Source organism: uncultured Helicobacter sp. (assembly GCF_949282165.1).
Taxonomy (GTDB): domain Bacteria; phylum Campylobacterota; class Campylobacteria; order Campylobacterales; family Helicobacteraceae; genus Helicobacter_F.
Genome location: NZ_CASDOV010000003.1, coordinates 21,885 through 44,463 on the forward strand (window position 1 = coordinate 21,885; position 22,579 = coordinate 44,463).

The window sequence follows — 22,579 nt, forward strand, 5'->3', positions numbered from 1 at the left end:
TGTCGCTTACCTCAAACTTTAAGGAGCTTTTATGAAGACACTCATACTTTTTGCCCACACTTTTTGGGAAAATTCTAAAGTCAATAAGGCACTGCTGCAATCTGTGCAGGGCGCGCCAAACCTCACGATAGAGAATCTCACGCTTAGCTGCCCCAATGGCGCCATCGATGTAGAAGCCCAAAAGGCATTGCTCAAAAACGCTGATAGCATTATTTTTCAGTTTCCTTTGTTTTGGTTTAGCACGCCAAGCCTGCTCAAAGAATGGCAAGATAGGGTGCTAACGGGAATCCTCTATGGGAGTGAGCCAAAGCTGCTAGAGGGCAAGAACTTTGGGATCATCACCACCGCAGGCGGCGCAGAATCTAGCTATGATGGGCATCACGGTGCGACGATAAAGGATATTTTTGTGCCAATCTATCATAGCTTTAAATATCTAGGGACAAAGCCCAAAGAGCCTTTTTGTATCTTTAGCGCAAATGCGGAGAAGCTCCCGCTGGAGGAGTATAAGGCGTATTTGGGGGTGTAGTTTAGATTCTGTGTTAAGGCATTCAGCTTTTAGCGAAAAATCGGGGAGTTTGATTGTCGGCGGCGGTCACTACCGCCTAGGTAGCTCCCTTGCCTCCAATCTGCACAACCCCAATTTTTCATCTAAAATCTTAGAATGCCTAGGCAAGCCAAGCGCGGAGTCTCAAGCAGATTCAGAATCTAGCTCTACAGAATCTAAAACAATTACAGAATCCACAACGCTAAAAAATCCTAACAAGGCTTTGCCAAATATCAATAATAGTGCGTGCGTGCTTGCGCACGCACTATTATTGATATTTGGCAAAGCCTTACACAAAGTTTTTTAAAGTGGGGGATTTGTGAATTTGTTTTAGATTCTATAAAGATGAGGTTTTGTGTTTAATTCTATCAGTCTAGATTTTATAAGCGTTTTAGAATCTGTGAGGACAAATTTTCTCAATCTAGATTCTGTAATTCTTTAGATTCTGAACACAAATCTAGATCTGCTAAGCTAGATTCTATAAAACTTTAGAATCCAAATCGCCAAATCCAAACCCCCAGATTCCATAATTTAAAGTTTTTTGTATTACAATCCCCCTTTTTGCTTTGGCGATAGATTTTTACACAGAAGGTTGTGGAATGTTTGGCGTGGGTGTTTTTGAGATTGTAGTCATTTTGGTGGTGGCAGTGATTTTTTTGGGACCAGACAAGCTGCCCCAAGCCATCGTGGATATCACAAAGTTCCTGCGCGCCGTCAAAAAGACTATCAACGACGCCAAAGATACCTTTGACAAAGAAGTGCAGATAAGCGAGCTCAAAAAGGAAGCTCTAGAGTATAAAAAACTCTTTGAGGACAATGTTAGCGCCGCAAAGAGCGGGGTGGATTCGCTCACAAAAGATTTGGAGTTTAAAGAGCTTAGCAATCTCTCGCTACACAATCTCACTGACGAAACTACCCCCGCCCACTCACAAAAAAGCGCAGAATCTCGCGCCCTAGAATCTCTTAATAATGAATCGCTCAATCTAGAATCGCTCAACTTCCAAAGCGCGCAGATAGACGCCCAGCTAGGCATTTCAGAATCTAGCGCGCCAAGCGAGGCTAAGCCACCCAAGCAAGATTCTCACCAAAGCCCACAAAGCGAGCCCAAACCGCTAGAGCGCGATTCTTATCAAGATTCACAAAACAATCCCGCGCCCCCTCACATAAGCGACTTAACCCCCACCAACGCACCCAAAGGAGCCTAAGCGATGTTTGAAGACTTAAAACCTCACTTACAAGATTTGCGCAAGCGGCTTATCATCTCCGTGGCGGTGCTGCTCCTTAGCTTTGGGGTGTGCTTTAATTTTTGGGGCGTGATTTTTGATTGGGTTGCTGCGCCTATCAATAGCGCGCTAGAAAACGAGTCTATCAAAGCCCATCTCGCCGCCCTCACGATACTAGAAAATGTCTTTGTCGCGCTCAAAGTCGCCTTTTTCGCCGCGCTCGTGGTGTCTATGCCTATCATTTTTTGGCAGTTTTGGCTTTTTGTCGCGCCGGGCTTGTATAAGCACGAGAAAAAAATCGTCCTGCCCTTTGTGGCGTTTGCAAGCGTGATGTTTGCATGTGGCGTGGGCTTTGCGTATTATATCGTGCTGCCTGTGGTGATTGAGAATGTCCTGCTTTTTGGGAGCGATAAATTTGAGGGGAGTTTGAGCGCGGAGAATTATGTGATGTTTTTCACGCGCCTTGTGGTGGGCTTTGGGATTGCCTTTGAGCTGCCCGTGCTTAGCTATTTTTTAGCCAAAGTGGGAATGATCACAGACAAAAGCCTTAAAAATTTCTTTAAATACGCGGTGGTTATTATCTTTATCATCGCTGCCATCATCACGCCCCCCGATGTGCTCTCCCAAATCTTTTTGGCTATCCCGCTTGTGGGGCTTTATGGGTTCTCAATCCTCATCGCGCGCTTTGTCAATCCCGCACCCAAAGAGAGCGAGCAAGAGCCACAAGAAGACGAGCACGATGAGAGCCAAGAGAGTGAATCTAGCGCGCCAATCTCTACGCAAAACCCCTAGATTCTATGCGCACACACACGATCCCAAGCGATTTTGCCCTCTCTAGCTACGACTACGCCCTGCCCCAAGAGCTCATCGCCACGCACCCCACCCACCCACGATGCGATGGGCGACTGCTCGTGTATCATCGCACTAGCGGGCGGATTGAGCATAGGCATTTTAGGGATTTTTGCGAGGTGGTGCCGCGGGATTACACGCTTGTGTGTAATGATACCAAAGTCCTCAAAGCACGGCTGTATGCGAGCAAAGAGGGCGGCGAGGCGCGTAGTAAGAATCTAAGAGAGATTTTGTTTCACAAAGCCTGTGGCAAATCGCGGTTTTTCGTCCAGATTCGCGGCAGAGCACAAAGCGGCGCGCTCTTTAGAATTTACGATCACGCCAAATCCCCCACGCGCTTTTGTATGCGCGTGCTAGAGGTACTAGAGAGTGGCTTGCGCGTGGTGGAGTTTAGCAGCAGAGATTCTCAATCCATAGAATCCAGCGCGCCCCTAGAGATAGATGAGGTGTATGCGCTGCTAGATCTGTGCGGGCACACGCCCCTGCCGCCTTATATCAAGCGCGAGGATACGCCTAGTGATAGCAGGGATTATCAGAGTGTGTTTGCGCGCAATGCAGGGGCTATCGCCGCGCCCACGGCGAGTTTGCACTTTAGCCAAAAGGATTTTTCGCGCATTAAATCTCTGTATGAAGTGTGCTTTGTCACCTTGCATGTGGGAGCGGGGACATTTGCCAGTGTGCAAACCCACGACATACGCGCCCACACTATGCATACAGAATCCTATGCCCTCTCATCACAAGCGTGCGATGTGATCGCGCGAGATTCTAAGCTATTGTGTATCGGCACGACTGCTGCGCGCGTGGTGGAGCATTTTTGGCGTGTGGGGGAGAGTGAGGGCGCGTGTGATTTGTTTTTGCACCCCGGGAATGCACCAAAGCGCACAAACGCGCTTTTGACAAATTTTCATCTCCCAAAAAGCACGCTTTTAATGCTTGTGAGCGCGTTTATCGGGCGTGAAGAGATGAGGAGAATCTATGAGTGTGCCATCGCGCATAAATACAAGTTTTTTTCCTATGGCGATGGTATGCTGATACTCTAAGGAGGTGCGATGCAAGAAAACACACAGATGAGCGATGTACGAGAGCATTGCCACTCGCTTGGGATTGCCCTTAGTAGTGAAGGCGCACAAAAGCTAGGGGCGTATGCGAGTAGGCTACTAGAGTGGAATAAGATTCATAATCTAAGCGGGGCAAGCACGCTAGATTCACTCAAAGAAAATATCATCGACTCGCTCTATCCCCTGCGCTTTGTGGATAGCTTCACAAGCTGCCTTGATATAGGCAGCGGAGGGGGATTCCCCGCTATTGTGCTTGCAATCGCGCTGCCAAAAGTGCGCTTTACTCTCACCGAGCCTAGGGCAAAACGCTTTGGTTTTTTGCAGCATATCATCGCCGAGCTTAGACTAGATAATGCCAAGGTGCTGCCTGCGCGCATTCAAGAGATCCCTATCACGCAGGTTAATAATATCGATCTCATCACTTCTCGCGCGGTGATGAGCGCGGAGGAGATTATGCGCTATGGGCGCAGGTTTTTGAGCCACAATGGGCATTATCTGCTCTTTAAGGGCTCAAATTTGCAAAAAGAGTTGCCAAGTATGAGCATTGAAGAGTGCTTTAGCAGGAATGAGAGAATCTACTTTTACAAAAAGGGGTGAAGCGATGAAGTTTTTGATTATTATCGTAGCGATTTTGGCGGTGGTGTGGTTTATGCTCCTGCGCCCCGCTCTGGGCTCTAGTGAAAAACCTCGCGCGAGGAAATCGCGCAAGGATTTGCCAAGTGAGGTTATGCAAGAGTGCAGCGTGTGCGGGGTGTTTGCCTCACAAAAAGAGGGGATTAGACAGGGCGAGAAGTTTTTTTGCTCCAAAGAATGCAAAGCGCGAGGAGATGGGCGATGATTGTCTTTGGGTATCCGCATTTGCGCTCGCCCAGATTCCGCCATATCCGCACAAGTGCAGACATCGCGACAAGTGGGAATGATGAGATTGTGTGGTTTTATGCGCGAGAGGATAGGGAGTTTGCGCTGCTAGGGCATTGCGTGAGCTATGAAATCCCCTGCGCGGTGAGAGTGGAGGAGGTTTTGGACTTTGTGCTATGCGCGAGTTTCAAGCCCACCTATCTCATTATAGAATCTAGCCCCGCGACATACCAAGCAATCGCCGAAAATTATATGCTAGATTCTAAGCTCCTATGCCTCATCACGCACGAGGGGCAAATCGCCGCCCTAGCCCAAGAGGGTATCGATGGCGTGATTTTTGAGAGTTGGCTTGAGGGAGCGCGATACCCCGCGCGATGAGCGCACTGCCCTATTTTAGGGGCTTGTTGGTATCTTATTGCCCTGCCCTGCGTGCTAGCACCACGATACTCATCGCCACGCAAAACACCCCAATGCCTAGCAGCGCCCAAATATGCCCCATCACATCGCCAAATTCCGCGCCCATTTGGTTTAAGCTAACAAACCCCCTAATGCCGTGGTAGGCGGGTATCACATACGCCAACTCGCGCAGGAAGCTTGGCAAAAGCTCGCTGGGCCAAATAAATCCCATAATAAACACGAGCGGCATTGAGGAGAGAAAAATAATCTGTGTGGGCAGGCTCTCGTCCTCTAGCAGCGCACCTAGCAGCACGCCACACGCGCTACAGCACGCAATAAACACAATCCCAAAACGCCAAAAATCCCCCATACTCGCGTGGATATGCACGCCAAAATAAGGGAAAAGCACCCCAAAATACACCAAAAACCACACACAATACACGCTACTAAACGCGCAGATTCTCACAAGCACGATCCTTGCAATCCTGCTATAACCCTTAGAATCTAGCGCGCCTTTTGCCTCGCACAAGCCCTCGCTACCACCGCTAGCGCGCTTAGATTCTTTGGCGAGGCGGTTTTGGTATGCAGTGAGGATCGCGCTGCCACCGATAAGCGTCTGATGCAGGATAAACACGAGCACCGCCGCTAGCGCGTAATTGATATAGCCAAGGCTTGGATTATAGAGCGGGATTGCCTCATAGCGTATGTGAGAAGCACTTAGGGCATTTGGGTGATGAAGCTTGTGGAGCTTTTGAGAGAGGGCATCTAGGGCATTATGTATGCCCTCTACAATCGCGCCATAGATGAGGAAATACGAGGCATTGCCCATATATGAGACAACGCTCCCCACTCCCAAATACGCGCTAGATTCAAAGCCTTGTGGGATAAAAAGCACGCCATCGGCTTGAAAAGATTCTATGCTCTCCTGTGCTTCTTTGAGGCTTGGGACTTCCGCGATGAGCTCGATTTGGGGCGTTGCTCCTACTAAAAAAATGAGCTCTTTTGAAAGCGTGCTTTTGTCCTCATCCACGATGAGCAGCTTTTGCTCGCTCACGACATCGTTAAGATATGGCATAGGATAGAGCAGTCCATACACCATAGAGCCCACCACTACGACAAGCACCACGACGCGATTGGTAAAGATCGCCCTGTATTCTGCCAACAAATCGCGCCAAAACCTCATCGCCCTCTCCTCGCGTGATAGATAAGACTCCCTAGCGCAAAAAAGAGCACAAACACGCCCATCTGCCCCAAAATCTGCCACGCCCCGCTTACACTCCCCCCATAGTTTGCCTGCTGGATATAGAGCTCCATAAAGCTAGATATGGGCAAAAGCTTGCTCCAAAAAAGTGCTAGGAGATTCATAGAATTTTGCGGATAAGTCACACCCGCAAATGCCAAAGACGGCGCGGTATAGACAGCCACGACGCCAATAGTCTTTTTGATATCAAGCAAGAGGGCTTGCAAGCACACCACCACGCCATTAATCCCAAGCAGCAATACCCCTAAGCCTAACACAAGCAGCCCAAAGCTCCCGCGCACCTCAAAGCCGAGATTTTTTAGCAACAACAGCATACAAATCCCCCACCACATAAACACCATCGTATTGCCCACATAGCGGATAAAGAGGCTTTTAAACGAGTGCGGCGCACTTTTTAGGAGTTGTATCATTGCAAGTGCGCTAAGAATTTGCAGCATACAAGGGAGCAAGAGCGTGAGCAAAAACTGCGCGTAATTGCTCGAGGCGTTATAAAGCGGGATAATCTGTGAAAAAATGGGCATAGCCTTGCTAAGGGCGAGGTGCAAATCCCCATCTTTAATGAGATTTTGCGCCACGGATTGCTTAGCATCAAGCGTGCCCACAACCTGCGCAAACGCGCTATTTAGGGCTTTTCCCACGAGCACAAACTGCGCATTGTAATACAACGCGAGCTTCGCACCCTTGCCAAGTGTGAGATCTCGCTCAAAATGATGGGGTATCACGGCAAGGGCGTAAATCTCCGCGCTAGCCAAGTGGGCTTTAGCCTCCATAATCGAGCCATACTCGCGCTTGATATACATCGTGGGCGAGGCATTGATAGCAAATCTCACATCAGCACTCGCGCTTGTCCTATCCAAATCCACGAGCCCAATGGGCAAATCCCTAGGTAAGGACGCGCTAAAGATGGCATACATAAACCACCCAACCAAAATGGGCAGCACAAAATAGAGCAAAAATAAGACAAAGCGTCTGGAGAGAAACTTCCAAAGCTGCCGAAGTTTTTTCATCATCGTGGCGGGAGCGTGATGATAGCACTCATACCCACGGCGAACTCGCCCTCATTGTGCAATGGGCGTGCCTCTATCTCAAAGCTGCGCAAATCATAGCCCTTAGAATTAGAAGTCGCGCGCCAAGTGGCAAAATCCCCCATTACCGAGACATATCGCACCCTAAAGCGCACTTCTTTTTGCAATGCTGGGATATAGGCGCTAAATTCTGAATCTTTTTGAAAGTCTTTGAGGTATTCCTCCGAGACTGCCACGCGTAGCCACACATCTTTGGTATCTACAAGCATCACGACGGGGAATCCCGTGGGGCTTAGCTCACCCTCGGAGAGCAGGACATTAGCGACTTCCCCATCAGCAGGGGCGTAGGCTTGGATATCTTTGATATAGGCTTCCACTTCGCTTAGCTGCCCCGCTGCGGCGATTTCTTTTTGTTTTGCTGCTTCTTTGGTTTCATTTGTCGCGCCATCAAGGGCGATTTTGTATTGCTGATAGGCGGTGCTTTCGTTGTATTTGGCGTTTTGATACGCGGTGTAGGCTTCATCGCGCTTTTGTAGGCTTGCCACGCCTTGGTTATACAAATCATCAATGCGCTTATAGGTGTTTTCTGTGAGCTCGCGCATAGCCTTGGCACTCTGATACATATCCTTTGCCGAGAGGATTGTCTCTATGCGCGCGCCCTTGTGGGCTTCTTGGGAGAGGGCTTTGGCTGCTTCATAGCCCGCTTGGGCTTGGGTGAGCTTGGCTTGGAGCTCGGGAGATTCTATAGTAAAGATGAGATCGCCTTTTTTGACAAAATCCCCGCGTTTGACTAGGATAGATTCTATACGCCCTGCGATTTTGGAGCTCACTTTGTATTCTCGTGCTTGAATCTGCCCTTGGAGTTGCTGGGGCTTTGGCGTATAGGCTTTGTAAAAATTGATAACTAGCCAAACCACGATAGATACGCCAATAAGCGCGCCTAGGATAAGGGTTATTTGCTGCTTTTTCATCGATACTTCCTCATTGCTGGTATTGGTAAAAAGATTCTATATCATCGCTTAGCGCGAGGAGCTTGGCAAGGGCTATGATGGCTTTATAAGCGATGGTTTTTTGCTCAATAAGCGCGCTTTGGAGCATATTTTGGGCGTCTATGACTTGCGCGCTTGTCGCCATACCTTGCTTAAAGGCATTTTGCTGCAGTTTGAGATTTTCTTGTGCGAGCTGGATAGAGGAGTGCAGGCTTAGGTATTCCTCGCGCGCATACAGGGCTTCTTTATAAGTGCGCCGCACAAGTAGGGTTAAATCCTTAGTCGCTTGGGCTTTGAGGCTCTCAAGCTCTAGTTGGGCGAGCTTAGAGGCTTGGTATTTTTGGATACGCCCATTTGGTGTGATGAGGGGCACACTCACGCCCACGCCCACATACCAGCTTGGGAGGGCTTGGATCAGCAGTGAATCTTGCCTATCAGTCACGATATAGCTTCCCATACCCACTACTTGTGGCAAAAACGCCCCACGCGCGATTTTAGTGGCTTGGGCAGCGGATTCTAATTTGAGATCCATAGATTGCAGCGCGGGGTAGCTTGAGAGCGTCTTTTGGACATAATGCTCTTCATTCTCAAGTGGCTTTTGTGAGAGCATTAAGCGCGATGAAGGCTCGATATTTGGGCTATCTAGCGCGGTTTGCAGGGCGAGGTTGGTGCTTTGGTAGGTGTTTTGTGCTTGGTGGAGCTTGGTTTTGCTCTTATCGCTTGCCACTTGGGAGCTTAGCACCTCAAGGCGCGCGATTTGCCCGCTTTTTTGGAGGCTAAGCGCGTTTTGGTAGTGCAGCTGCGCGGCTTCATAATCCTGTGCAAGCACCTCCTCTAGCTCACGCGCGAGCACATCGCCATAATAGATATTGATAAACTCCTCAAAAGTCGCGAGTTTTTTGAGCCTAAGGGCTAGCTCTGCGTCCTTTTTGGCAATCTCTGCGAGCTCCACGCCCGCGGCGCGCACGCCCCCGGTATAGAGCGGATAGAGGATAGTGAGCGCACCCAGCATCACATCGCGCTGCAGTAGCGTAACGGGGCTACCAAGCGAGGCGAGGAGTGAATCTAGCGGGGGCGTGGCGGGGAGGTTTGAGGGTAGGAGCTGATGGCTCATAGGCTTGTCAAAATACACATACGCCCCGCTAAAACTCACCTCAGGCAGATAGCTTAGCTTTGCGCCTAGCGCGAGCTTTTGGGCGCGATTGAGGTTGTAGGTTTGGGCTCTTAGCGCATCACTGCTTTGGAGCACTCGCTCCCACGCACTACGGACATCTATGGCTTTAGCCTCCTTTTCCTTGGCCCCCTCACAGGAATCTTGCGCGCAAATGTGTGAAAAGTCCGTCTTTGCGCTTTGCGTATCTAGGTTTTGAGAATCCACTCCTTGTGCCACACCCACGCACAAGACAAACACGAGCGCACCTAGCCTCATAGCACACCTTTTGTCGTTAAATTTTAAGGCGCAGATTATAACGCCTTTGCGCTTTAAGTGCAAGAAGTGGTTGTGATAGCAACCAACCCACACTTGCACACGACGAATTTTTGTTTGCAATAGTAAGCCCACACAATCCACACCACACCAAAGGCAAGCCTTGATGAGATTCTATAAATGAGTGTTTGTGAATCTAAGCTTTCTTAGATTCTGAATCTGCCCCTAGAATCTCACACTTGGCTTACTCTGTGGATTCTGTAATGCCATAGAATCTTATCAAGGCTTGCCCCTTGGCATTTTAAGATTTTTTACTCCTTGAGCAAAGCTGTTGCGAGCGTAAGCGAAGCAAAAAGCCCAATGCCTTAAACACAATCTACAATCTACAATCTCAGTAACCAAAGTAACATAAAGTAACACTTGCAGCTTTAGCACCTATGTCAAAACCCTTATATTTGCTATATATGCGTGTTTAACGCCCAATGCTCCCCAAAGAAAATATGTGAGAGATTCTGTAACAAATTTTGAAATTTACCAACTATTTACAATCTCTTAATGTTTTTTTTACAAAAGTGGAGTTACATTTTTCTTGTCCAAAAACACGTTTAAGGAGGCAACTATGAGAAACAAGATTTCTTTAGTTTTGGCAGGCTTGCTCGGATCTGGGCTACTTGTGGCAGATGAGGCTAACGCGCAGCAGGCTACACAAGCTCCAAGTGAGGTCAAAAAGACGCTTGGCGGGTTTTTTGATGGTATGGAGGCAAAGGGCTTCGCGCGTGCGCGCTACACGACTATCGATGGCGCGGGCGGCACAGGGGCTGATCAGCAATATCGTATGAAGCTCGATATCACAACTGGCAAAGTCGATGGCTATAGCTTCACAGGTGGAATGATGTTTAACTACGGCACGACAGCCGTCACCCCCGCTAGCCATAGCAATGGTGCGGCACAGGGCTCTATGGCCACAATCATCGGAAAGGGCTACAACGACAGATTTGGTATCGCGACTTTTTCGGTAAATAAAGAAATTATTAGCGAATCTAGCAAAACCGAGTTTAATGTCGGCCGCCTAAACCTCAGCACCGTATTTACCAACAACACGACAGATCTCGGCACTGGAGGCAAGGTGCGACTGAAGACAAATGGCGGCATCACCTATGGCGCAGATGTCTATGGTAGCTGGATTACAAGCCATGTGATGTATAACCTAAGAGATTCTGCATTTGGTGGGTTGACTAATAATACAAGCAGTAATAACACTAGTGTTGGCGGTTTCAATCACTACAACGGAAGCCTTGGGAATGATCTGCTTATGCTCTCTATCAAAGGCGACAAGGTGGCCGATAGCGGCCTTAGCTTTAACGCAAGCTTAGGATATGCTAATCGCTTGCTAGATTATCTCGCGTTTGTGGATGCTAAATACGACTTTGGCGGATTCTATGTGCTTGGACAAGTCTCGGCAGCGGGTATGGCAAGCAATCCCAACTTTATGACAGGCGGTGGCGATAAACTCGTCAATAATTGGGTGGCGGTGTCTCAATCGCAATTAGGACAGGGGGGATTTAACGGCTTTGGCAATAATAGTGAGTGGGCAAAAACTCGCGGGATTTATAATATCCAAGTTGGCTACAAGAGCAAAGAAGCTCCGATGTCGGCTAAACTCGGCTATCTGGGAAGCTTTGGCGATGGCTATGGCACACTGCTTGATAGCAGGGGCGGTATCGACATAGTAGGGAAATTCTGGGTAGATAACTACGATGCCACCAATGAGGGCTTTGGCTTTATGGGTGCTGGGGGTAGAAAGGGCACAAGTATCCAAGTGGCGTATGCGGCGATAGACTACGCCTTTGCTAAATCATGGAAAATCGGGCTAGACTATTCCTATGTCACAGGAAACAACAACTACCCATTTGTGCGCGCTGCGGTTTCACAGGCTGCCAAAAATGCCGCCCTCGCTGGCAAAGGTGTCTCATTCCATGAAGTGGCTCCATCCATCACCTTTAAGCCTATCAAAAACATAACCGCTGTGGCTCTGTATGCCCGCAACTTCGGCGATGTGAATTATGGCAAGGGCCTCTTTGAGATCCGCTATGATTTCTAAGCCACTTTTTAGGACTGCGTGCTTTTAGTCCGTGCATCTCAAGTCTGTGCGCTTTTAAGTCTGTGCGTCCCCCGCACAGGCTCCCCCAAATCCCTCTATATACAATAAACTTTATCTGACACCCGCTGTAATGTGCTATAATGCTCAGCAAAAAGGAAGAACTATGGCATACACGATTATTGAAGTAGAGAGAAAGACGGGCGTGGCGTCTAGGACACTGCGATTTTGGGCGGATAAGGGACTCTTTCCTTTTGTGCAAAAAGATAGTAATAATGTGCGGTATTTTAGCGAGAAGGATGTGCAATGGGTGTTTTGGATAGACTGCTATCGGCAGATTGGTATGAGTATCGAGGATATAAGGCACTACATTACACTTTGCGCTCAAGGTGAGGACACCGCACAAGAGCGGCTAGCAATCATAGAGAAACAGAGGCAAAAAACGCTCAATGAGATAGAAAAGCTCCAAGTCGTGCTAGAAAAGCTAGACTACAAGGTGGCGTATTATAAGGATATGATAGCTAGACACAAAGATGATATAAATCCGATGAATGGGGAGTATGTGGGGCGCAAAAAGCGCGTAAAATTTTAGGAGTGGGGGCATTCAGCTTTTAGCGAAAAATCGGGGAGTTTGATTGTCGGCGGCGGTCACTACCGCCTAGGTAGCTCCCTTGCCTCCAATCTACACAACCCCGATTTTTCATCTCAAATCTTAGAATGCCCGGCAAGCCAAGCGCAGAATCTCAAGCAAATCTAGAATCTAGTGTAGTCTTAGATTTTAGATTCAAGGTTTTAGGTTTAGAATCTAAAGCAATAACAAAACCGAGGAAGCGCAAGAAGTGCAAAACGAGGAGGTTTTAGGTTTAGAATCTAAAGCGATAGCAACCAAACCACCCTACTTGCACACGACTAATTTTTTGCTTGCAGTAGCGAGGCTATGCAATCCACACGAGGCGAGGCAAAGCCTTGATGAGATTCTGTGAAATAGTAGATTCTATAATTGCTTTAAATTCTGAACTCCTGAATCTAAAATCTAAATCCGTCTTAGATTCTAACTTTTTACTAGATTCTGCAATTTTATAATACCTTTTGCGTGGCGTGGATTCTAGGGTTTTATAGAATCGTAATGCATGCCGAGGCAACTTTTACTAAAATTTTTACTTTCTCCCCTTGACAGACACTAGGTGTAAGGATTTAGAATCTCACAAAAACTCAAGGAGTGAGAATGAAAAAGTCAAATCGTAGGAAATTTTTGGGAGATTCTCTAGCTAGTGGGGCTTTGGTATTTGGGAGCTTGTTTAGCACTCTAGCTAATGCCTCCACAGGCAAGCAAGCACACAATGAGGGCGCAAAAATCCCTCATAAAGCAATGAATCCAAGCAAAGAAGCAAGACTTAATGCCTCTAAAAATCCCTTTGGCTTAGTCTATGAAAACGCCATTGGCAAAAACGAAAAAGGCAAGGTAAATCTGCAAAAAGTGAGTTATAAAACGCGTGGTTTAAAAGCTGTGGCAAACCTCTACACGCCTGCAAACTTTACAGCTTCCTGCTATCGTGGTAGCCCACCCAAATGGAGGTGTAAAAGAGCAAGTCGCAGGGCTTTATGCACATAATTTAGCCGAGCTTGGCTATATCACACTAGCCTTTGATGCCCTGTATCAAGGGCAGAGCGAGGGAAGCCCTAGAAATGTCGATACGCCGAGCAATCGAGTAGAGGATATAAGAGCGGCGATTGATTTTTTAGAGACTTTTAAGGGCGTGGATAGCAGCCGTATGGGGATTTTAGGCATTTGTGGTGGTGGAGGCTACACGCTAAAAGCCGCACAAGGCGATAAGAGGCTAAAGGCAATCGCCACTTTAAGTATGTTTAATACGGGTAGGGTTAGGCGAAATGGCTTTTTGGATTCAGAGAAAGACAGCATTCAAGCTAGACTTGAGGAGGCTTCAAGAGCAAGGAGACAGCAGGTGTTAGGTAATATCCTTTACGCAAGCGAAGCACCTAAAAAGCTAAGCAAGGCAGAGCTTGCTAAGATAAGCACGGATCTTTATCGCGAGGCAGCGGAGTATTATGGCGACACGCACGCGCACCCAAATGCCAGCTTTGCCTACACTACCGCCTCGCTTTTAGAGCTTATGAGCTTTGATTGCTGCGAGACAATCGAGCTTATCAATAAGCCTCTTTTGCTAATGGTAGGAGATAAAGCGGACACGGCTTATATGAGCGAGGAGGCGTATGAAAAGGCGAGTGGTGCGAGTGAGCTTTTTAGGCTCAAAGATTCTACGCATATACAAACTTATTATAAAAAAGAAGTGGTGGCAGAGGCACTTGCTAAGCTAGAGGATTTTTATAGGGCAAATTTATAGTGGATTTTACAAAGGAAGTGAGTATGCAAACAAGGAAATTAAGGGATTTGGAAGTCTCTAGTCTGGGTTTGGGCTGTATGGGTATGAGCTATGGCTATGGTAAGGCAAAAGATGTCAAGCAAATGCGTGAGCTTATTGCTAGAGCCTTTGATATGGGCGTTACATTTTTTGACACGGCTGAGGTGTATGGACCTCACACAAATGAAGAGCTTGTGGGCTTGGCGATACAGCCCTTTAGGGATAAAATCGTAGTGGCGACAAAATTTGGCATAAGCATAAAAGAACACAGGCAAATCGTAGATAGCAGCCTAAGCGTGATACGCAAAAGCATAGAGGGGAGTTTGAAGCGACTTAACACCGAGTGTATAGATTTGTATTATCAGCACAGAGTGGATCCTAATACGCCTATCGAGGAAGTCGCAAACCTTATGCTAGACTTACACAAAGAGGGCAAAATAAGGGCGTGGGGTATGAGTGAAGCGGGGATTGAGAGTATCAAAAAAGCGCATAGTGTCTTTCCCCTTACTGCGATACAAAGCGAATACTCGATGTGGTGGAGGGAGCCAGAAAATGAGCTTTTTGGGCTCTTAGAGGAGCGAAATATCGGCTTTGTGTCCTTTTCACCGCTTGGCAAGGGCTTTTTAACGGGGCGATTTGATGAGAATGCTCGCTTTGCAGGTGATGATTTTAGAAGCACGGTGCCAAGGTTTGAAAAAGAAAATATCAAGGCAAATTTAGCCCTAGTCAAACTCCTAGAGAAAATCGCAGAGAGCAAAAACGCCACAAAGGCACAAATCGCCCTAGCGTGGAATCTCGCACAAAAGCCCTATATCGTGCCTATCTTTGGCACGACAAGCATTAAGCGACTAGAGGAAAACCTAGGCGCACTAAGTGTAAGGCTTAGCAAAGAGGAGTTAGGAGCTATCAATGAAAAGCTAAATTCTATAAAAATCGTAGGCGAGCGGTATAGCGGCGATGCGGCTAAGAGAGTGGGGAAGTAAGATGGTAAATTTTATCAAAACACTTGAGGGACACTAGGTGTCAGGTAGTAGAATTTGCCTTAAGAATCTAAAGCTAGATTCTAAAAACACATAAGGAGCAAGTATGCAAGGCGGGATACAAAATCGCCGAGAGTTTTTGAAAACAAGCACAAAAATATTGGGTGTGAGTATGGCTATGGGATTAGCAAATTTTGCGATGTCGGGGGATCTGCAAGGGGTGGATTCTAAAGATTCTAAAAACATAAATTCCAAAAACACGAGAAAGGAAAAACAATGCAAACAATCACTTTAAACAACGGCGTGAAAATGCCTATTTTGGGCTATGGCGTGTATCAAATCGAAGCTAAAGAGTGTCAGAGGTGCGTTGAGGACGCCCTAGAGGTAGGCTATCGCCTCATTGATACGGCGGCGAGCTATGACAACGAAAAGGAAGTGGGTGCAGCGATAAGAGCAAGCGGGCTTAAAAGGGAGGAAGTTTTTGTAACCTCAAAGCTTTGGGTGAGCGATGTGAGTGAAGACGGAGCCAAAAGGGGCTTTGAGAACTCACTTAAAAATTTAGGGCTTGATTATATCGATCTTTACTTACTTCATCAGCCCTTTAACGATGTGTATGGAGCGTGGCGGACTCTTAGCAAACTTCACACAGAAGGGCTTATAAAAGCCATAGGGGTTAGTAATTTTTACCCTGATAGGCTTGTGGATTTTTTCTTAAATAATGAAGTCAAACCTGCCCTAAATCAAGTCGAGTGCAATCCGCTGCACGCGCAGTTTGAGGCACAAAAGATAATGAAAGATTTGGGCGTGGCTATGCAGTCTTGGGCACCTTTTGGCGAGGGGCGCAACAATATGTTTAAAAATCCTATCATCGAGGGTGTCGCTAAAAAGCACAATAAAAGCGTGGCGCAGGTGATTTTGCGCTGGCTTATACAAAGAGATATTTTGGTTATCCCAAAGACGACGAGAAAAGAACGAATGATAGAGAATTTTACGCTCTTTGACTTTGAACTAGATTCTAGCGATATGCAGATTATGGCAGGGCTTGATGATAGTAAAAGCCTCTTTTTTGATCACAGAGATCCCAAAATGGTAAAGTGGCTTAATGAATACAAAAGATGAGTGCTGCGCCCCCTTAGAGTTACCCTCATTATCTATAATACTCCTCATGTTGTTGCCACATTGTGCGCCGCGGCTTTGCACTATGACGCGCAGTGGGCAACCCACCACATACAATAAAGGCAAAGTATGAATCTACTCTATAAAATCTTTAGTGTCAAAAGAGGGGAGCTGCCCCTGCTTATCCTCTCTGCTAGCTTTATTTTCGTGCTTTTTGCGAGCTATGCCCTCTTGCGTCCTTTGAGGGATTCTCTAGGGCTAGAGGGCGGAGAGGAGGAGCTCAAATGGCTTTTTTTGAGCACTTTTGTGGCTACGCTCTTTGCCTCCTTGCTTGCGATGTGGCTTAGCACAAAGGTGAAGCGCAAAAACTACCTTAATACCATTTATTGCTTTTTTGCCCTCAATCTCTTGGGCTTTTATGTCGCTATGTCCCTTATCGCCCCGCATACTGAGGCGTTTGTGTGGCTTTGTAGAGTGTTTTATGTGTGGGTGTCGGTGTTTAATCTCTTTGTGATTTCTAGTGCGTGGAGTTTGCTAGCTGATGTGTTTAGGCAGGATTCTAGCAAGCGGCTTTTTGGCATTATCTCTGCTGGGGCAAGCCTTGGGAGTATCGTGGGAGCAGCTCTTGTGAGCCTCTTTGTCTCATATCTTGGCAATACAAATTTTATTTTTCTCTCCCTTTTGTTTTTGTGCCTTAGCCTTGCTCTTAAGTGGCTTTTAGTCAAAGAGGCGCAAAAATTCGCACTAGATAAAGAGGAATTTACGCATAGATTCCAAAAGCCCATCGGCTCGCGCAATCCTTTTGCGGGCTTTAGCCTTATCTTGCACTCCAAGTACCTCTTAGCTTTCCTAGCTTTTATCTTGCTGCTTACAAGTGTGAGCACCTTTTTGTATATGGAGCAAGCGCGGATTATCAAAGAGCTTTTCCCCACGCGTGAGGCGCGCACGCAAGCCTTTGCCAATATCGATTTTATCGTGCAGACTCTCAGCTTTATCATACAGATTTTTTTTACCGCTAAGATTGCAGAGTTAGGGCTTAGGTGGCTGCTCTCCTTGCTTGGCTTTGTGGTGGGCGTGGGCTTTGTGATTCTTAGTCTTACACACCCGATGTTTTTGCCCTTTGTGATAGTGATGAGTGTGCGCAGGGTGGGCGAGTATGCGCTTGTAAAGCCGGGCAGGGAGATGCTCTTTGTCCCACTTGATTCGGATTCTAAATACAAGGTAAAAAATTTCTTTGACACCGTTGTGTATCGCGGGGGCGATGCGCTAGGAGCGCAAGTTGAAAGCGCGGTATTAAAGCTTGGCGTGGGTGCTACGCTGCTAGTGGGCGCGCTGCTTTCATTCATATGGGGGGCTTTGGGATTTTATCTAGGCAAAAGGTATGAAAAGCCCTAGCCTATGCTCCCTAAAACCCCACGCGCATATTCGCACTTACGAGCCAATCGATATTTAAGATTCCAAAAAAGCTACGCTCAAACTCGAGATGAAAGCGCAATCACTCACTTAGCACATAATCAAGTGAGAGAGAGGCAAACATACGGCTATCGGCTATGCCTCTAAGCTCGCGCGCCCCGCTCCTATCGCGCAAAATCCTATCCCCATAGCGGTGCATATCAATCGCCCCACCTAGCCCAAAGCGCATACCAAGGCTCTGATCCTGCGGTGTGAGACAATCACTCATAGCCTGCGCGCTTTGCTTAGGGGATTGCTCAGAATCTTGAGCAAAATCTCGCACAGAATCTCCCAAAAGATTCTGTGAAGCGGGGCGTGCGCGTGATGGGCTAGCGCAAGCGGCGTGTGCCCCCGCACCCTTGGGGCTAAAGAAAAATCGCTTGCCGACAAAAAGTGCGGGCTTCACGCTCACAGGCACAGAATCCCTAAGCTCTAAGCTCACGATTGCATTTTGCCATTTTGCCCCTTGCAGATAGCCCGCGATAAGCTCGACTTGTGGCTCTAGGTAGAAATGCCTAAACGCCCTATGTGTGAAAAAATCCTCTAGCCTAAGCCTATATCCGCCCTCAACACTAAAAAGCAAGGTATTGCCCCCACTAGCACCACTTAAGCCACTTATCCCGCCTGCGCCATTTGGGATAAAGCTCGCATCGATAGAATACTCCTTATACACATAGCGCAGCACAGAATCCACATACACCCCGCTATCAAAAAGCGCGCTCACATACACGCCCGCGCCATAGCCATTGCTCTGCGCGCCTGTGCCCACGCCTTGGAGGAGATTGCGCGTGTAGTTTAGCAGCCCGCCCACATAGAGTTTGCCCCCTCTAAAGGGCAGCTGATAATCACTCCCTAGCTGCACCTCAAAGAAATTCCCGCGATAATTACCCTCGCTGCTCCCTCCGCCAAAGGTGCGCACCCACGCGCCCACTGCCTTTGGATTTTCGCGCAATTCGCCCATTCGCTTTTGCAGGTTGTTCCACTCGATGACATAGCCTAGTAGGACTTGGTTAAAAAGCCCATTGGCGCGGTTTAGCGATTCTGCATTGGGGCGGATACTAAAATAGCTTAGATTCTCTCCCATAGCGTTGTTTTGACTACCGCCGCTCTCACTGCCACTATTTTGGCTGCCGCTCTCTTCGTGCGATTTTAGCTCCAAGCTCCACTGCGCCTTATCGCCCTTATGTGTGAAAGCGACATTTGGCGTATATGTGCTAAAGCCCTCCTGTATATCGGGGAGGGCAAAATACTCCTTGCTTAGATTCTGTTTAGAATCTTGCAGGGAGGCAAGGAGGAGGCTTGGCGACGCTGCGCTAGTGCTTGGGGCAGCAAGCAGGTGCAATAGCAGTGTATTGCTGCCTCCTTGCGTATGTAGGCTAGATTCTACTCTTTGGGCGGTGTTGCTTGCCAAATCCACTTGTAGGCTAAAGGTGGTGTGATTTGCGCTTAGTGTGCGCACGGTTGAGTGAAAGCGTGGTTGTGGCGTTTGTGTTTGTGATATTGCCCTGCAGGGTAGAATCTAATATCCCTATCGTGTTGCTGCTGCCCTTAGATTCTATATCCCCCACAAAGAGCACTTCTCCTTTTGCAGAATCTGCGATTTGCCCTTGCCTTAGATTTTGAGTAAATCTCATATCCTTGCCTACGCCCTCAAGCTGATCACTCCCTACTAGAATCTCGTTGCCGTCTCTAGCGTTTGTGCTTACATTCTCCCCATCGTTTTCATCACGCCATAGGGTGCTTGTGCCTAGGCTTAGGGTAGAATCTGTAGCGTTTGTAGTCGTGCGCAGGGTGGCGTTGCGCGCTAGGCTAAAGCTCGCACTTTGCAAATCTAAGGTTTTAAGCACAAACTCCCTATGCTCCCAATCGCCTTGAGAAAAGCTCGTGGGGCTAGTGAAAACCCCTTCACCTAAATTCATAGAATCTAACTTCTCTTTTACCTCCTCATTGACAAAGGCGTGGATTGTGGGGTGTCCTTGAAAAGTGAGGCTACCATTGCTAAAGCGCATCGTGCCCTTAGCATTGTCAATATTGCCATCAAAGATGAGATTAGCTCTTGTGCTAGATTCTATATTGATACCGCCTGCGCTTGAGGCGATATTGCCGTGGTAGAGATAATCCTGCGTGTTGTTTATCGTGAGCGTGGCGGCAGTAGCACTTGAGTTTAGGATATTTGCGCCATTATCACTCGCATAGATTCTCTCAAACTTAAGATCCTGCCCATTCATATCAAGCTTCCCGCCGCGCGCACCAAAATACACATAATTTGTATCGATATTGCTCGCGCTCTCTAGCCTTAGCTCCCCACGCCCGCTGACAAAATACACTTCCTTAAAGCTTAGCCCATCGCCCCTGCCCTATCCTAAGCCCCGCATCTGGACTAGAGCTAGTAACTACGAGTGTGCCCTCCCCTAGCTTGTGCAAAAAATCATCTTTTTTAGTGGCGACATTATAAGTGATACGCGCTCCAGAATCCGCATAGATCCCGCCGTGCAAAAACCAAGGATTTGCGTTGTTGCCTGTGCTATTATTCGCTCCATTATTTGCGCCATTATTCGCGCCACCCGCATTCTCAATGCGCCACACAGAATCTTTGCCAAAGACCAAAACGCCCGCGCCCAAATCGATGTCTTTCTCTAAGGAGAGTGTGCCAGAGTCGCTAAAATACAAGTCCTTGCTAGCTTTCATCGCTTGCAATCGTTGCGCGTAATTGCCTTTGTTGTTAATGTTATGCCATAAATTCTCTCCAGCTACAGAATCTAAGATTGTGTGCGCACCCAAATCTACATTATTAGAATCTAATAACTTACCTGTATTATCAAAGCGATAAGCCCCACTGCCTATAAACACCGATTTGGGCTCTTTAAGCTCTTCAATAAGCTCATCATTGATAAGAGTGTATTGCACTTGAGAGCAAAGGGTTTCATAATTCCCATCGCAATTACTCTGACTAACCACACCCACGGCATACCATTTTTTATCGAGATTGTCATACACATAGAGTGCCGAGCCAGAATCTCCGGGAGCGGATGAGGAGCTAAAGGGGATTCTGCGATTGTCATTGTCCCAATCATAAGCATACATTTCAAGCACAAAAGGAATGCCAAGCCTCTTTAGCTCCAAAAGCCCGCCTGTGTGGTAGGCATTGCTCCCCTCTATCTTTACTGATCCTTGTCCCTCATAGCCTATCATCTGCACGCCTGTGCCTTCCCTTGCAAAGAGTGTGTAGCGATGAGAATCTAAAAGCTACCTTGCCTCACTTTCATTATAGATGTATTTGGCATAGAGGCTGCTGCCTTGCGGATTATTTGTGCTCACAAAATCTAGGTGGGGGCTGAAGTGCGCCTCGCTATTTAGACTTAACTTACTCATTTTAAGTGCGGCAAAATCAGCTGGTGCTCCCTTATTGCCAAGACGCGATTCTAAGCTATCTACCACCACAGAGCTAACCCCGCCAAAGTTGAGACTAGAGCCTACTTTTATGGGGTTTGAGAGGGAAGTATCTAGCATATGCGCCGCGGTGATGGCATAGCCTAAGCCGATATTAGTCGCCTCACTCTGCCAAGTGCCTTTCAAATTTGCCGCAGAGAAATCGGACATAGGGGCGGGGAGCGTGAGGGTGTTGGCAGGATCTTTTGCAGGGATAGTGAGGTTTGAAGCATTTGGGCTAAACTGAGCGCGATTGAGCGCGAAGTCTAAATAGTATTGATAGGCAAACTTTGGATCAAGAGCCGAGGCGTATAGCCACCCCTGCGCGATACAAACATACAAAAAAATTCCAAAATTGCGTATCATTGAGCATAAATCCTAGGTTGTCAATAGAGATTTTCATTTAGCGCGCCATTGTAGCACCAAAACACTCAAGGAAACATTATGCGCGACTTGCTGATAGGATTATTTTATCACTAGGCAAAGCTATGCGCTCCTATACTCCCGCCAAAACACGGGCAGGGCTATTAAGACGCCTGAAAGCACGATTAAAGCTATACCTATGCTAGGCAGTAAATTTAAGCTATCGCCCAAAGCCATACCCAAAAACACGCTCCACACGATACGCATATAGGCTATGGGTGCGACGATACCGGGCTTTGCATACATATAGGACTTAGTCATCAGATACTGCCCTGCTGCTCCTGTAATGCCTGTAAGTATGAAAAGTCCTAAGGCAAAGCTATCAGGCAGGATAAAGCCGCCCATTTTTTCCACAGGCACAAAGACACCGCCGATACCCACCACGCACATAGAAAGCCCGTAGTATAGGCTTACGGATTCTGCAGTGTAAAATTGCTTTAGGCTGGGTATGGTAAGAAAAGCGAGTGCCGCACAGATAGAGCCAAAGATACCTAAGATAGCGTTTATAAGAGGAATGGAGCTTGTGCTAGGATTTGCGATTAATAGCACGCCCACAAATCCTATTATCGTAGCGAGGCTTACAAAAAGGCTAGGTTTGTTGCGTGTGAAAAAGGAGAGAAAGACGACAAAGATAGGCGAGGCTTGCAAAAAGGCAGTGGCGATACCTAGCGGGATAGTGGCGAAGTTATAATACCCTATGCCAACCGCCACCGCACCAAAAAAGGAGCGCAAAAGCATAGGCTTAAAGCCGCCCTTAGCCTTTGGTTTAAATTCTAGCCTTTTAAGATTCTTAAAAAAGGGCTTAAGCACAGGGTAAAATCCGGCTAGAGCATAAAGAGAGAGCACCATAAAAAAGGCACGAAAAAAGACATTCTCCATAGAGGAGTAGCCAAGGTTTGAAAGGTATTTCACAAGGGCATTCATCAAAGCAAAAAAGATAGTGGAGATAAGCATAAGGATAATGCCAAGAGTGAGGGAATTTGAGTTTTTTGAGGACATAAAAATTCCTTAAATAAAATGGCGATGGGATTTGCTAAAATTTTGCTAAAAACCCTTAGGTGCAAGTGCTGC

General features: G+C 47.4%; 25 protein-coding genes and 1 pseudogene. 15 read left to right on the forward strand and 11 right to left on the reverse strand.

Annotated elements, in window-relative coordinates:
- Positions 1-31 precede the first annotated feature (31 nt).
- The 8 genes and pseudogenes from ACH2BK_RS02705 to ACH2BK_RS02740 all read left to right on the forward strand — a co-directional run bounded on the left by ACH2BK_RS02705 (position 32) and on the right by ACH2BK_RS02740 (position 4,910).
- The gene (locus tag ACH2BK_RS02705; RefSeq protein ID WP_394997750.1) at positions 32-526 is read left to right on the forward strand and encodes an NAD(P)H-dependent oxidoreductase; all 495 of its coding nucleotides are present in this window, start codon (positions 32-34) and stop codon (positions 524-526) included.
- A gap of 10 nt (positions 527-536) precedes the next feature.
- Positions 537-851 (forward strand): hypothetical protein, encoded by a 315-nt coding sequence (locus tag ACH2BK_RS02710; RefSeq protein ID WP_395001983.1) that lies wholly within the window; start codon positions 537-539, stop codon positions 849-851.
- A gap of 292 nt (positions 852-1,143) precedes the next feature.
- Positions 1,144-1,366 (forward strand): annotated as a pseudogene (tatB, locus tag ACH2BK_RS02715) (Sec-independent protein translocase protein TatB); the annotation flags it as partial.
- Positions 1,367-1,752: 386 nt separating this feature from the next.
- A complete protein-coding gene (gene tatC / locus ACH2BK_RS02720) occupies positions 1,753-2,559 on the forward strand; it encodes a twin-arginine translocase subunit TatC (protein ID WP_394997745.1) in 807 nt (268 codons plus the stop codon).
- Positions 2,560-2,564: 5 nt separating this feature from the next.
- On the forward strand, positions 2,565-3,656 hold the full coding sequence (gene queA, locus ACH2BK_RS02725) for a tRNA preQ1(34) S-adenosylmethionine ribosyltransferase-isomerase QueA (RefSeq protein WP_395001984.1): 1,092 nt from the start codon (positions 2,565-2,567) through the stop codon (positions 3,654-3,656).
- A 9-nt stretch (positions 3,657-3,665) separates the two neighbouring features.
- The gene (gene rsmG, locus ACH2BK_RS02730; RefSeq protein WP_395001985.1) at positions 3,666-4,271 is read left to right on the forward strand and encodes a 16S rRNA (guanine(527)-N(7))-methyltransferase RsmG; all 606 of its coding nucleotides are present in this window, start codon (positions 3,666-3,668) and stop codon (positions 4,269-4,271) included.
- 4 nt (positions 4,272-4,275) lie between these two features.
- Complete coding sequence (locus ACH2BK_RS02735) at positions 4,276-4,512, forward strand: PP0621 family protein (RefSeq protein ID WP_395001986.1); 237 nt, start codon at positions 4,276-4,278, stop codon at positions 4,510-4,512.
- A complete protein-coding gene (locus tag ACH2BK_RS02740) occupies positions 4,509-4,910 on the forward strand; it encodes a hypothetical protein (RefSeq protein ID WP_394997739.1) in 402 nt (133 codons plus the stop codon). The genes ACH2BK_RS02735 and ACH2BK_RS02740 overlap by 4 nt, the downstream gene beginning before the upstream one ends.
- Positions 4,911-4,944: 34 nt before the next feature.
- On the opposite strand, the gene ACH2BK_RS02745 is transcribed toward ACH2BK_RS02740, so the two are convergent.
- From ACH2BK_RS02745 to ACH2BK_RS02760, 4 genes are read right to left on the reverse strand one after another with little or no spacing between them, the layout of a single operon-like run.
- On the reverse strand, positions 4,945-6,111 hold the full coding sequence (locus tag ACH2BK_RS02745; RefSeq protein WP_395001987.1) for an ABC transporter permease: 1,167 nt from the start codon (positions 6,109-6,111) through the stop codon (positions 4,945-4,947).
- A complete protein-coding gene (locus ACH2BK_RS02750; protein WP_395001988.1) occupies positions 6,108-7,199 on the reverse strand; it encodes an ABC transporter permease in 1,092 nt (363 codons plus the stop codon). Before ACH2BK_RS02750 ends, ACH2BK_RS02745 begins: the two co-directional genes overlap by 4 nt.
- Positions 7,196-8,185 (reverse strand): HlyD family secretion protein, encoded by a 990-nt coding sequence (locus tag ACH2BK_RS02755; protein ID WP_395001989.1) that lies wholly within the window; start codon positions 8,183-8,185, stop codon positions 7,196-7,198. Before ACH2BK_RS02755 ends, ACH2BK_RS02750 begins: the two co-directional genes overlap by 4 nt.
- A 10-nt stretch (positions 8,186-8,195) precedes the next feature.
- Positions 8,196-9,632, reverse strand: a complete 1,437-nt coding sequence (locus ACH2BK_RS02760) for a TolC family protein (protein WP_395001990.1) — start codon at positions 9,630-9,632, stop codon at positions 8,196-8,198.
- Between the two features lie 616 nt (positions 9,633-10,248).
- Here ACH2BK_RS02760 and ACH2BK_RS02765 point away from each other — a divergent pair.
- Together ACH2BK_RS02765 and ACH2BK_RS02770 are read left to right on the forward strand one after the other, a co-directional pair.
- Positions 10,249-11,730, forward strand: a complete 1,482-nt coding sequence (locus tag ACH2BK_RS02765; RefSeq protein WP_395001991.1) for a hypothetical protein — start codon at positions 10,249-10,251, stop codon at positions 11,728-11,730.
- Positions 11,731-11,893: 163 nt separating this feature from the next.
- On the forward strand, positions 11,894-12,319 hold the full coding sequence (locus ACH2BK_RS02770) for a MerR family transcriptional regulator (RefSeq protein WP_395001992.1): 426 nt from the start codon (positions 11,894-11,896) through the stop codon (positions 12,317-12,319).
- Between the two features lie 343 nt (positions 12,320-12,662).
- Here ACH2BK_RS02770 and ACH2BK_RS02775 read toward each other — a convergent pair whose 3' ends face one another.
- Positions 12,663-12,869, reverse strand: coding sequence for a hypothetical protein (locus tag ACH2BK_RS02775; protein ID WP_395001993.1), 207 nt, complete (start codon positions 12,867-12,869; stop codon positions 12,663-12,665).
- 83 nt (positions 12,870-12,952) lie between these two features.
- On the opposite strand from ACH2BK_RS02775, the gene ACH2BK_RS02780 reads away from it, so the two are divergent.
- Genes ACH2BK_RS02780 through ACH2BK_RS02790 form a run of 3 tightly spaced genes read left to right on the forward strand, consistent with a single transcriptional unit; the run spans position 12,953 to position 15,091 of the window.
- Complete coding sequence (locus ACH2BK_RS02780; protein ID WP_395001994.1) at positions 12,953-13,339, forward strand: hypothetical protein; 387 nt, start codon at positions 12,953-12,955, stop codon at positions 13,337-13,339.
- On the forward strand, positions 13,281-14,090 hold the full coding sequence (locus tag ACH2BK_RS02785) for an alpha/beta hydrolase (RefSeq protein WP_395001995.1): 810 nt from the start codon (positions 13,281-13,283) through the stop codon (positions 14,088-14,090). Before ACH2BK_RS02780 ends, ACH2BK_RS02785 begins: the two co-directional genes overlap by 59 nt.
- Before the next feature lie 23 nt (positions 14,091-14,113).
- A complete protein-coding gene (locus ACH2BK_RS02790; protein WP_395001996.1) occupies positions 14,114-15,091 on the forward strand; it encodes an aldo/keto reductase in 978 nt (325 codons plus the stop codon).
- A 33-nt stretch (positions 15,092-15,124) separates the two neighbouring features.
- Here ACH2BK_RS02790 and ACH2BK_RS02795 read toward each other — a convergent pair whose 3' ends face one another.
- Positions 15,125-15,370, reverse strand: coding sequence for a hypothetical protein (locus ACH2BK_RS02795; protein WP_395001997.1), 246 nt, complete (start codon positions 15,368-15,370; stop codon positions 15,125-15,127).
- On the opposite strand from ACH2BK_RS02795, the gene ACH2BK_RS02800 reads away from it, so the two are divergent.
- Entirely contained in the window at positions 15,365-16,207 is an 843-nt protein-coding gene (locus ACH2BK_RS02800; RefSeq protein WP_395001998.1) for an aldo/keto reductase, read from the forward strand. The genes ACH2BK_RS02795 and ACH2BK_RS02800 overlap by 6 nt on opposite strands.
- Before the next feature lie 126 nt (positions 16,208-16,333).
- Positions 16,334-17,599: an NTP/NDP exchange transporter gene (locus ACH2BK_RS02805; RefSeq protein ID WP_395001999.1), complete on the forward strand. Its 1,266-nt coding sequence runs from the start codon at positions 16,334-16,336 to the stop codon at positions 17,597-17,599.
- Between the two features lie 100 nt (positions 17,600-17,699).
- Here ACH2BK_RS02805 and ACH2BK_RS02810 read toward each other — a convergent pair whose 3' ends face one another.
- From ACH2BK_RS02810 to ACH2BK_RS02830, 5 genes are all read right to left on the reverse strand, one after another.
- A complete protein-coding gene (locus ACH2BK_RS02810) occupies positions 17,700-19,073 on the reverse strand; it encodes an autotransporter outer membrane beta-barrel domain-containing protein (RefSeq protein WP_395002000.1) in 1,374 nt (457 codons plus the stop codon).
- Between the two features lie 7 nt (positions 19,074-19,080).
- Complete coding sequence (locus ACH2BK_RS02815; RefSeq protein WP_395002002.1) at positions 19,081-19,983, reverse strand: S6 family peptidase; 903 nt, start codon at positions 19,981-19,983, stop codon at positions 19,081-19,083.
- A 4-nt stretch (positions 19,984-19,987) separates the two neighbouring features.
- On the reverse strand, positions 19,988-20,848 hold the full coding sequence (locus ACH2BK_RS02820) for a S6 family peptidase (RefSeq protein ID WP_395002003.1): 861 nt from the start codon (positions 20,846-20,848) through the stop codon (positions 19,988-19,990).
- 54 nt (positions 20,849-20,902) lie between these two features.
- Positions 20,903-21,451, reverse strand: a complete 549-nt coding sequence (locus ACH2BK_RS02825) for a hypothetical protein (RefSeq protein ID WP_395002004.1) — start codon at positions 21,449-21,451, stop codon at positions 20,903-20,905.
- A 120-nt stretch (positions 21,452-21,571) separates the two neighbouring features.
- A complete protein-coding gene (locus ACH2BK_RS02830) occupies positions 21,572-22,507 on the reverse strand; it encodes a DMT family transporter (protein WP_395002005.1) in 936 nt (311 codons plus the stop codon).
- Positions 22,508-22,579: the final 72 nt, after the last annotated feature.

What these genes read in the sequence shown, in the direction of transcription:
- ACH2BK_RS02705 (WP_394997750.1), top strand. Translation starts at nt 32, where the DNA reads ATGAAGACACTCATACTTTTTGCCCACACTTTTTGGGAAAATTCTAAA.
- tatC (WP_394997745.1), top strand. Translation starts at nt 1,753, where the DNA reads ATGTTTGAAGACTTAAAACCTCACTTACAAGATTTGCGCAAGCGGCTT.
- queA (WP_395001984.1), top strand. Translation starts at nt 2,565, where the DNA reads ATGCGCACACACACGATCCCAAGCGATTTTGCCCTCTCTAGCTACGAC.
- rsmG (WP_395001985.1), top strand. Translation starts at nt 3,666, where the DNA reads ATGCAAGAAAACACACAGATGAGCGATGTACGAGAGCATTGCCACTCG.
- ACH2BK_RS02735 (WP_395001986.1), top strand. Translation starts at nt 4,276, where the DNA reads ATGAAGTTTTTGATTATTATCGTAGCGATTTTGGCGGTGGTGTGGTTT.
- ACH2BK_RS02740 (WP_394997739.1), top strand. Translation starts at nt 4,509, where the DNA reads ATGATTGTCTTTGGGTATCCGCATTTGCGCTCGCCCAGATTCCGCCAT.
- ACH2BK_RS02745 (WP_395001987.1), bottom strand. Translation starts at nt 6,111, where the DNA reads ATGAGGTTTTGGCGCGATTTGTTGGCAGAATACAGGGCGATCTTTACC.
- ACH2BK_RS02750 (WP_395001988.1), bottom strand. Translation starts at nt 7,199, where the DNA reads ATGATGAAAAAACTTCGGCAGCTTTGGAAGTTTCTCTCCAGACGCTTT.
- ACH2BK_RS02755 (WP_395001989.1), bottom strand. Translation starts at nt 8,185, where the DNA reads ATGAAAAAGCAGCAAATAACCCTTATCCTAGGCGCGCTTATTGGCGTA.
- ACH2BK_RS02760 (WP_395001990.1), bottom strand. Translation starts at nt 9,632, where the DNA reads ATGAGGCTAGGTGCGCTCGTGTTTGTCTTGTGCGTGGGTGTGGCACAA.
- ACH2BK_RS02765 (WP_395001991.1), top strand. Translation starts at nt 10,249, where the DNA reads ATGAGAAACAAGATTTCTTTAGTTTTGGCAGGCTTGCTCGGATCTGGG.
- ACH2BK_RS02770 (WP_395001992.1), top strand. Translation starts at nt 11,894, where the DNA reads ATGGCATACACGATTATTGAAGTAGAGAGAAAGACGGGCGTGGCGTCT.
- ACH2BK_RS02780 (WP_395001994.1), top strand. Translation starts at nt 12,953, where the DNA reads ATGAAAAAGTCAAATCGTAGGAAATTTTTGGGAGATTCTCTAGCTAGT.
- ACH2BK_RS02790 (WP_395001996.1), top strand. Translation starts at nt 14,114, where the DNA reads ATGCAAACAAGGAAATTAAGGGATTTGGAAGTCTCTAGTCTGGGTTTG.
- ACH2BK_RS02800 (WP_395001998.1), top strand. Translation starts at nt 15,365, where the DNA reads ATGCAAACAATCACTTTAAACAACGGCGTGAAAATGCCTATTTTGGGC.
- ACH2BK_RS02805 (WP_395001999.1), top strand. Translation starts at nt 16,334, where the DNA reads ATGAATCTACTCTATAAAATCTTTAGTGTCAAAAGAGGGGAGCTGCCC.
- ACH2BK_RS02820 (WP_395002003.1), bottom strand. Translation starts at nt 20,848, where the DNA reads ATGATAGGCTATGAGGGACAAGGATCAGTAAAGATAGAGGGGAGCAAT.
- ACH2BK_RS02825 (WP_395002004.1), bottom strand. Translation starts at nt 21,451, where the DNA reads ATGATACGCAATTTTGGAATTTTTTTGTATGTTTGTATCGCGCAGGGG.
- ACH2BK_RS02830 (WP_395002005.1), bottom strand. Translation starts at nt 22,507, where the DNA reads ATGTCCTCAAAAAACTCAAATTCCCTCACTCTTGGCATTATCCTTATG.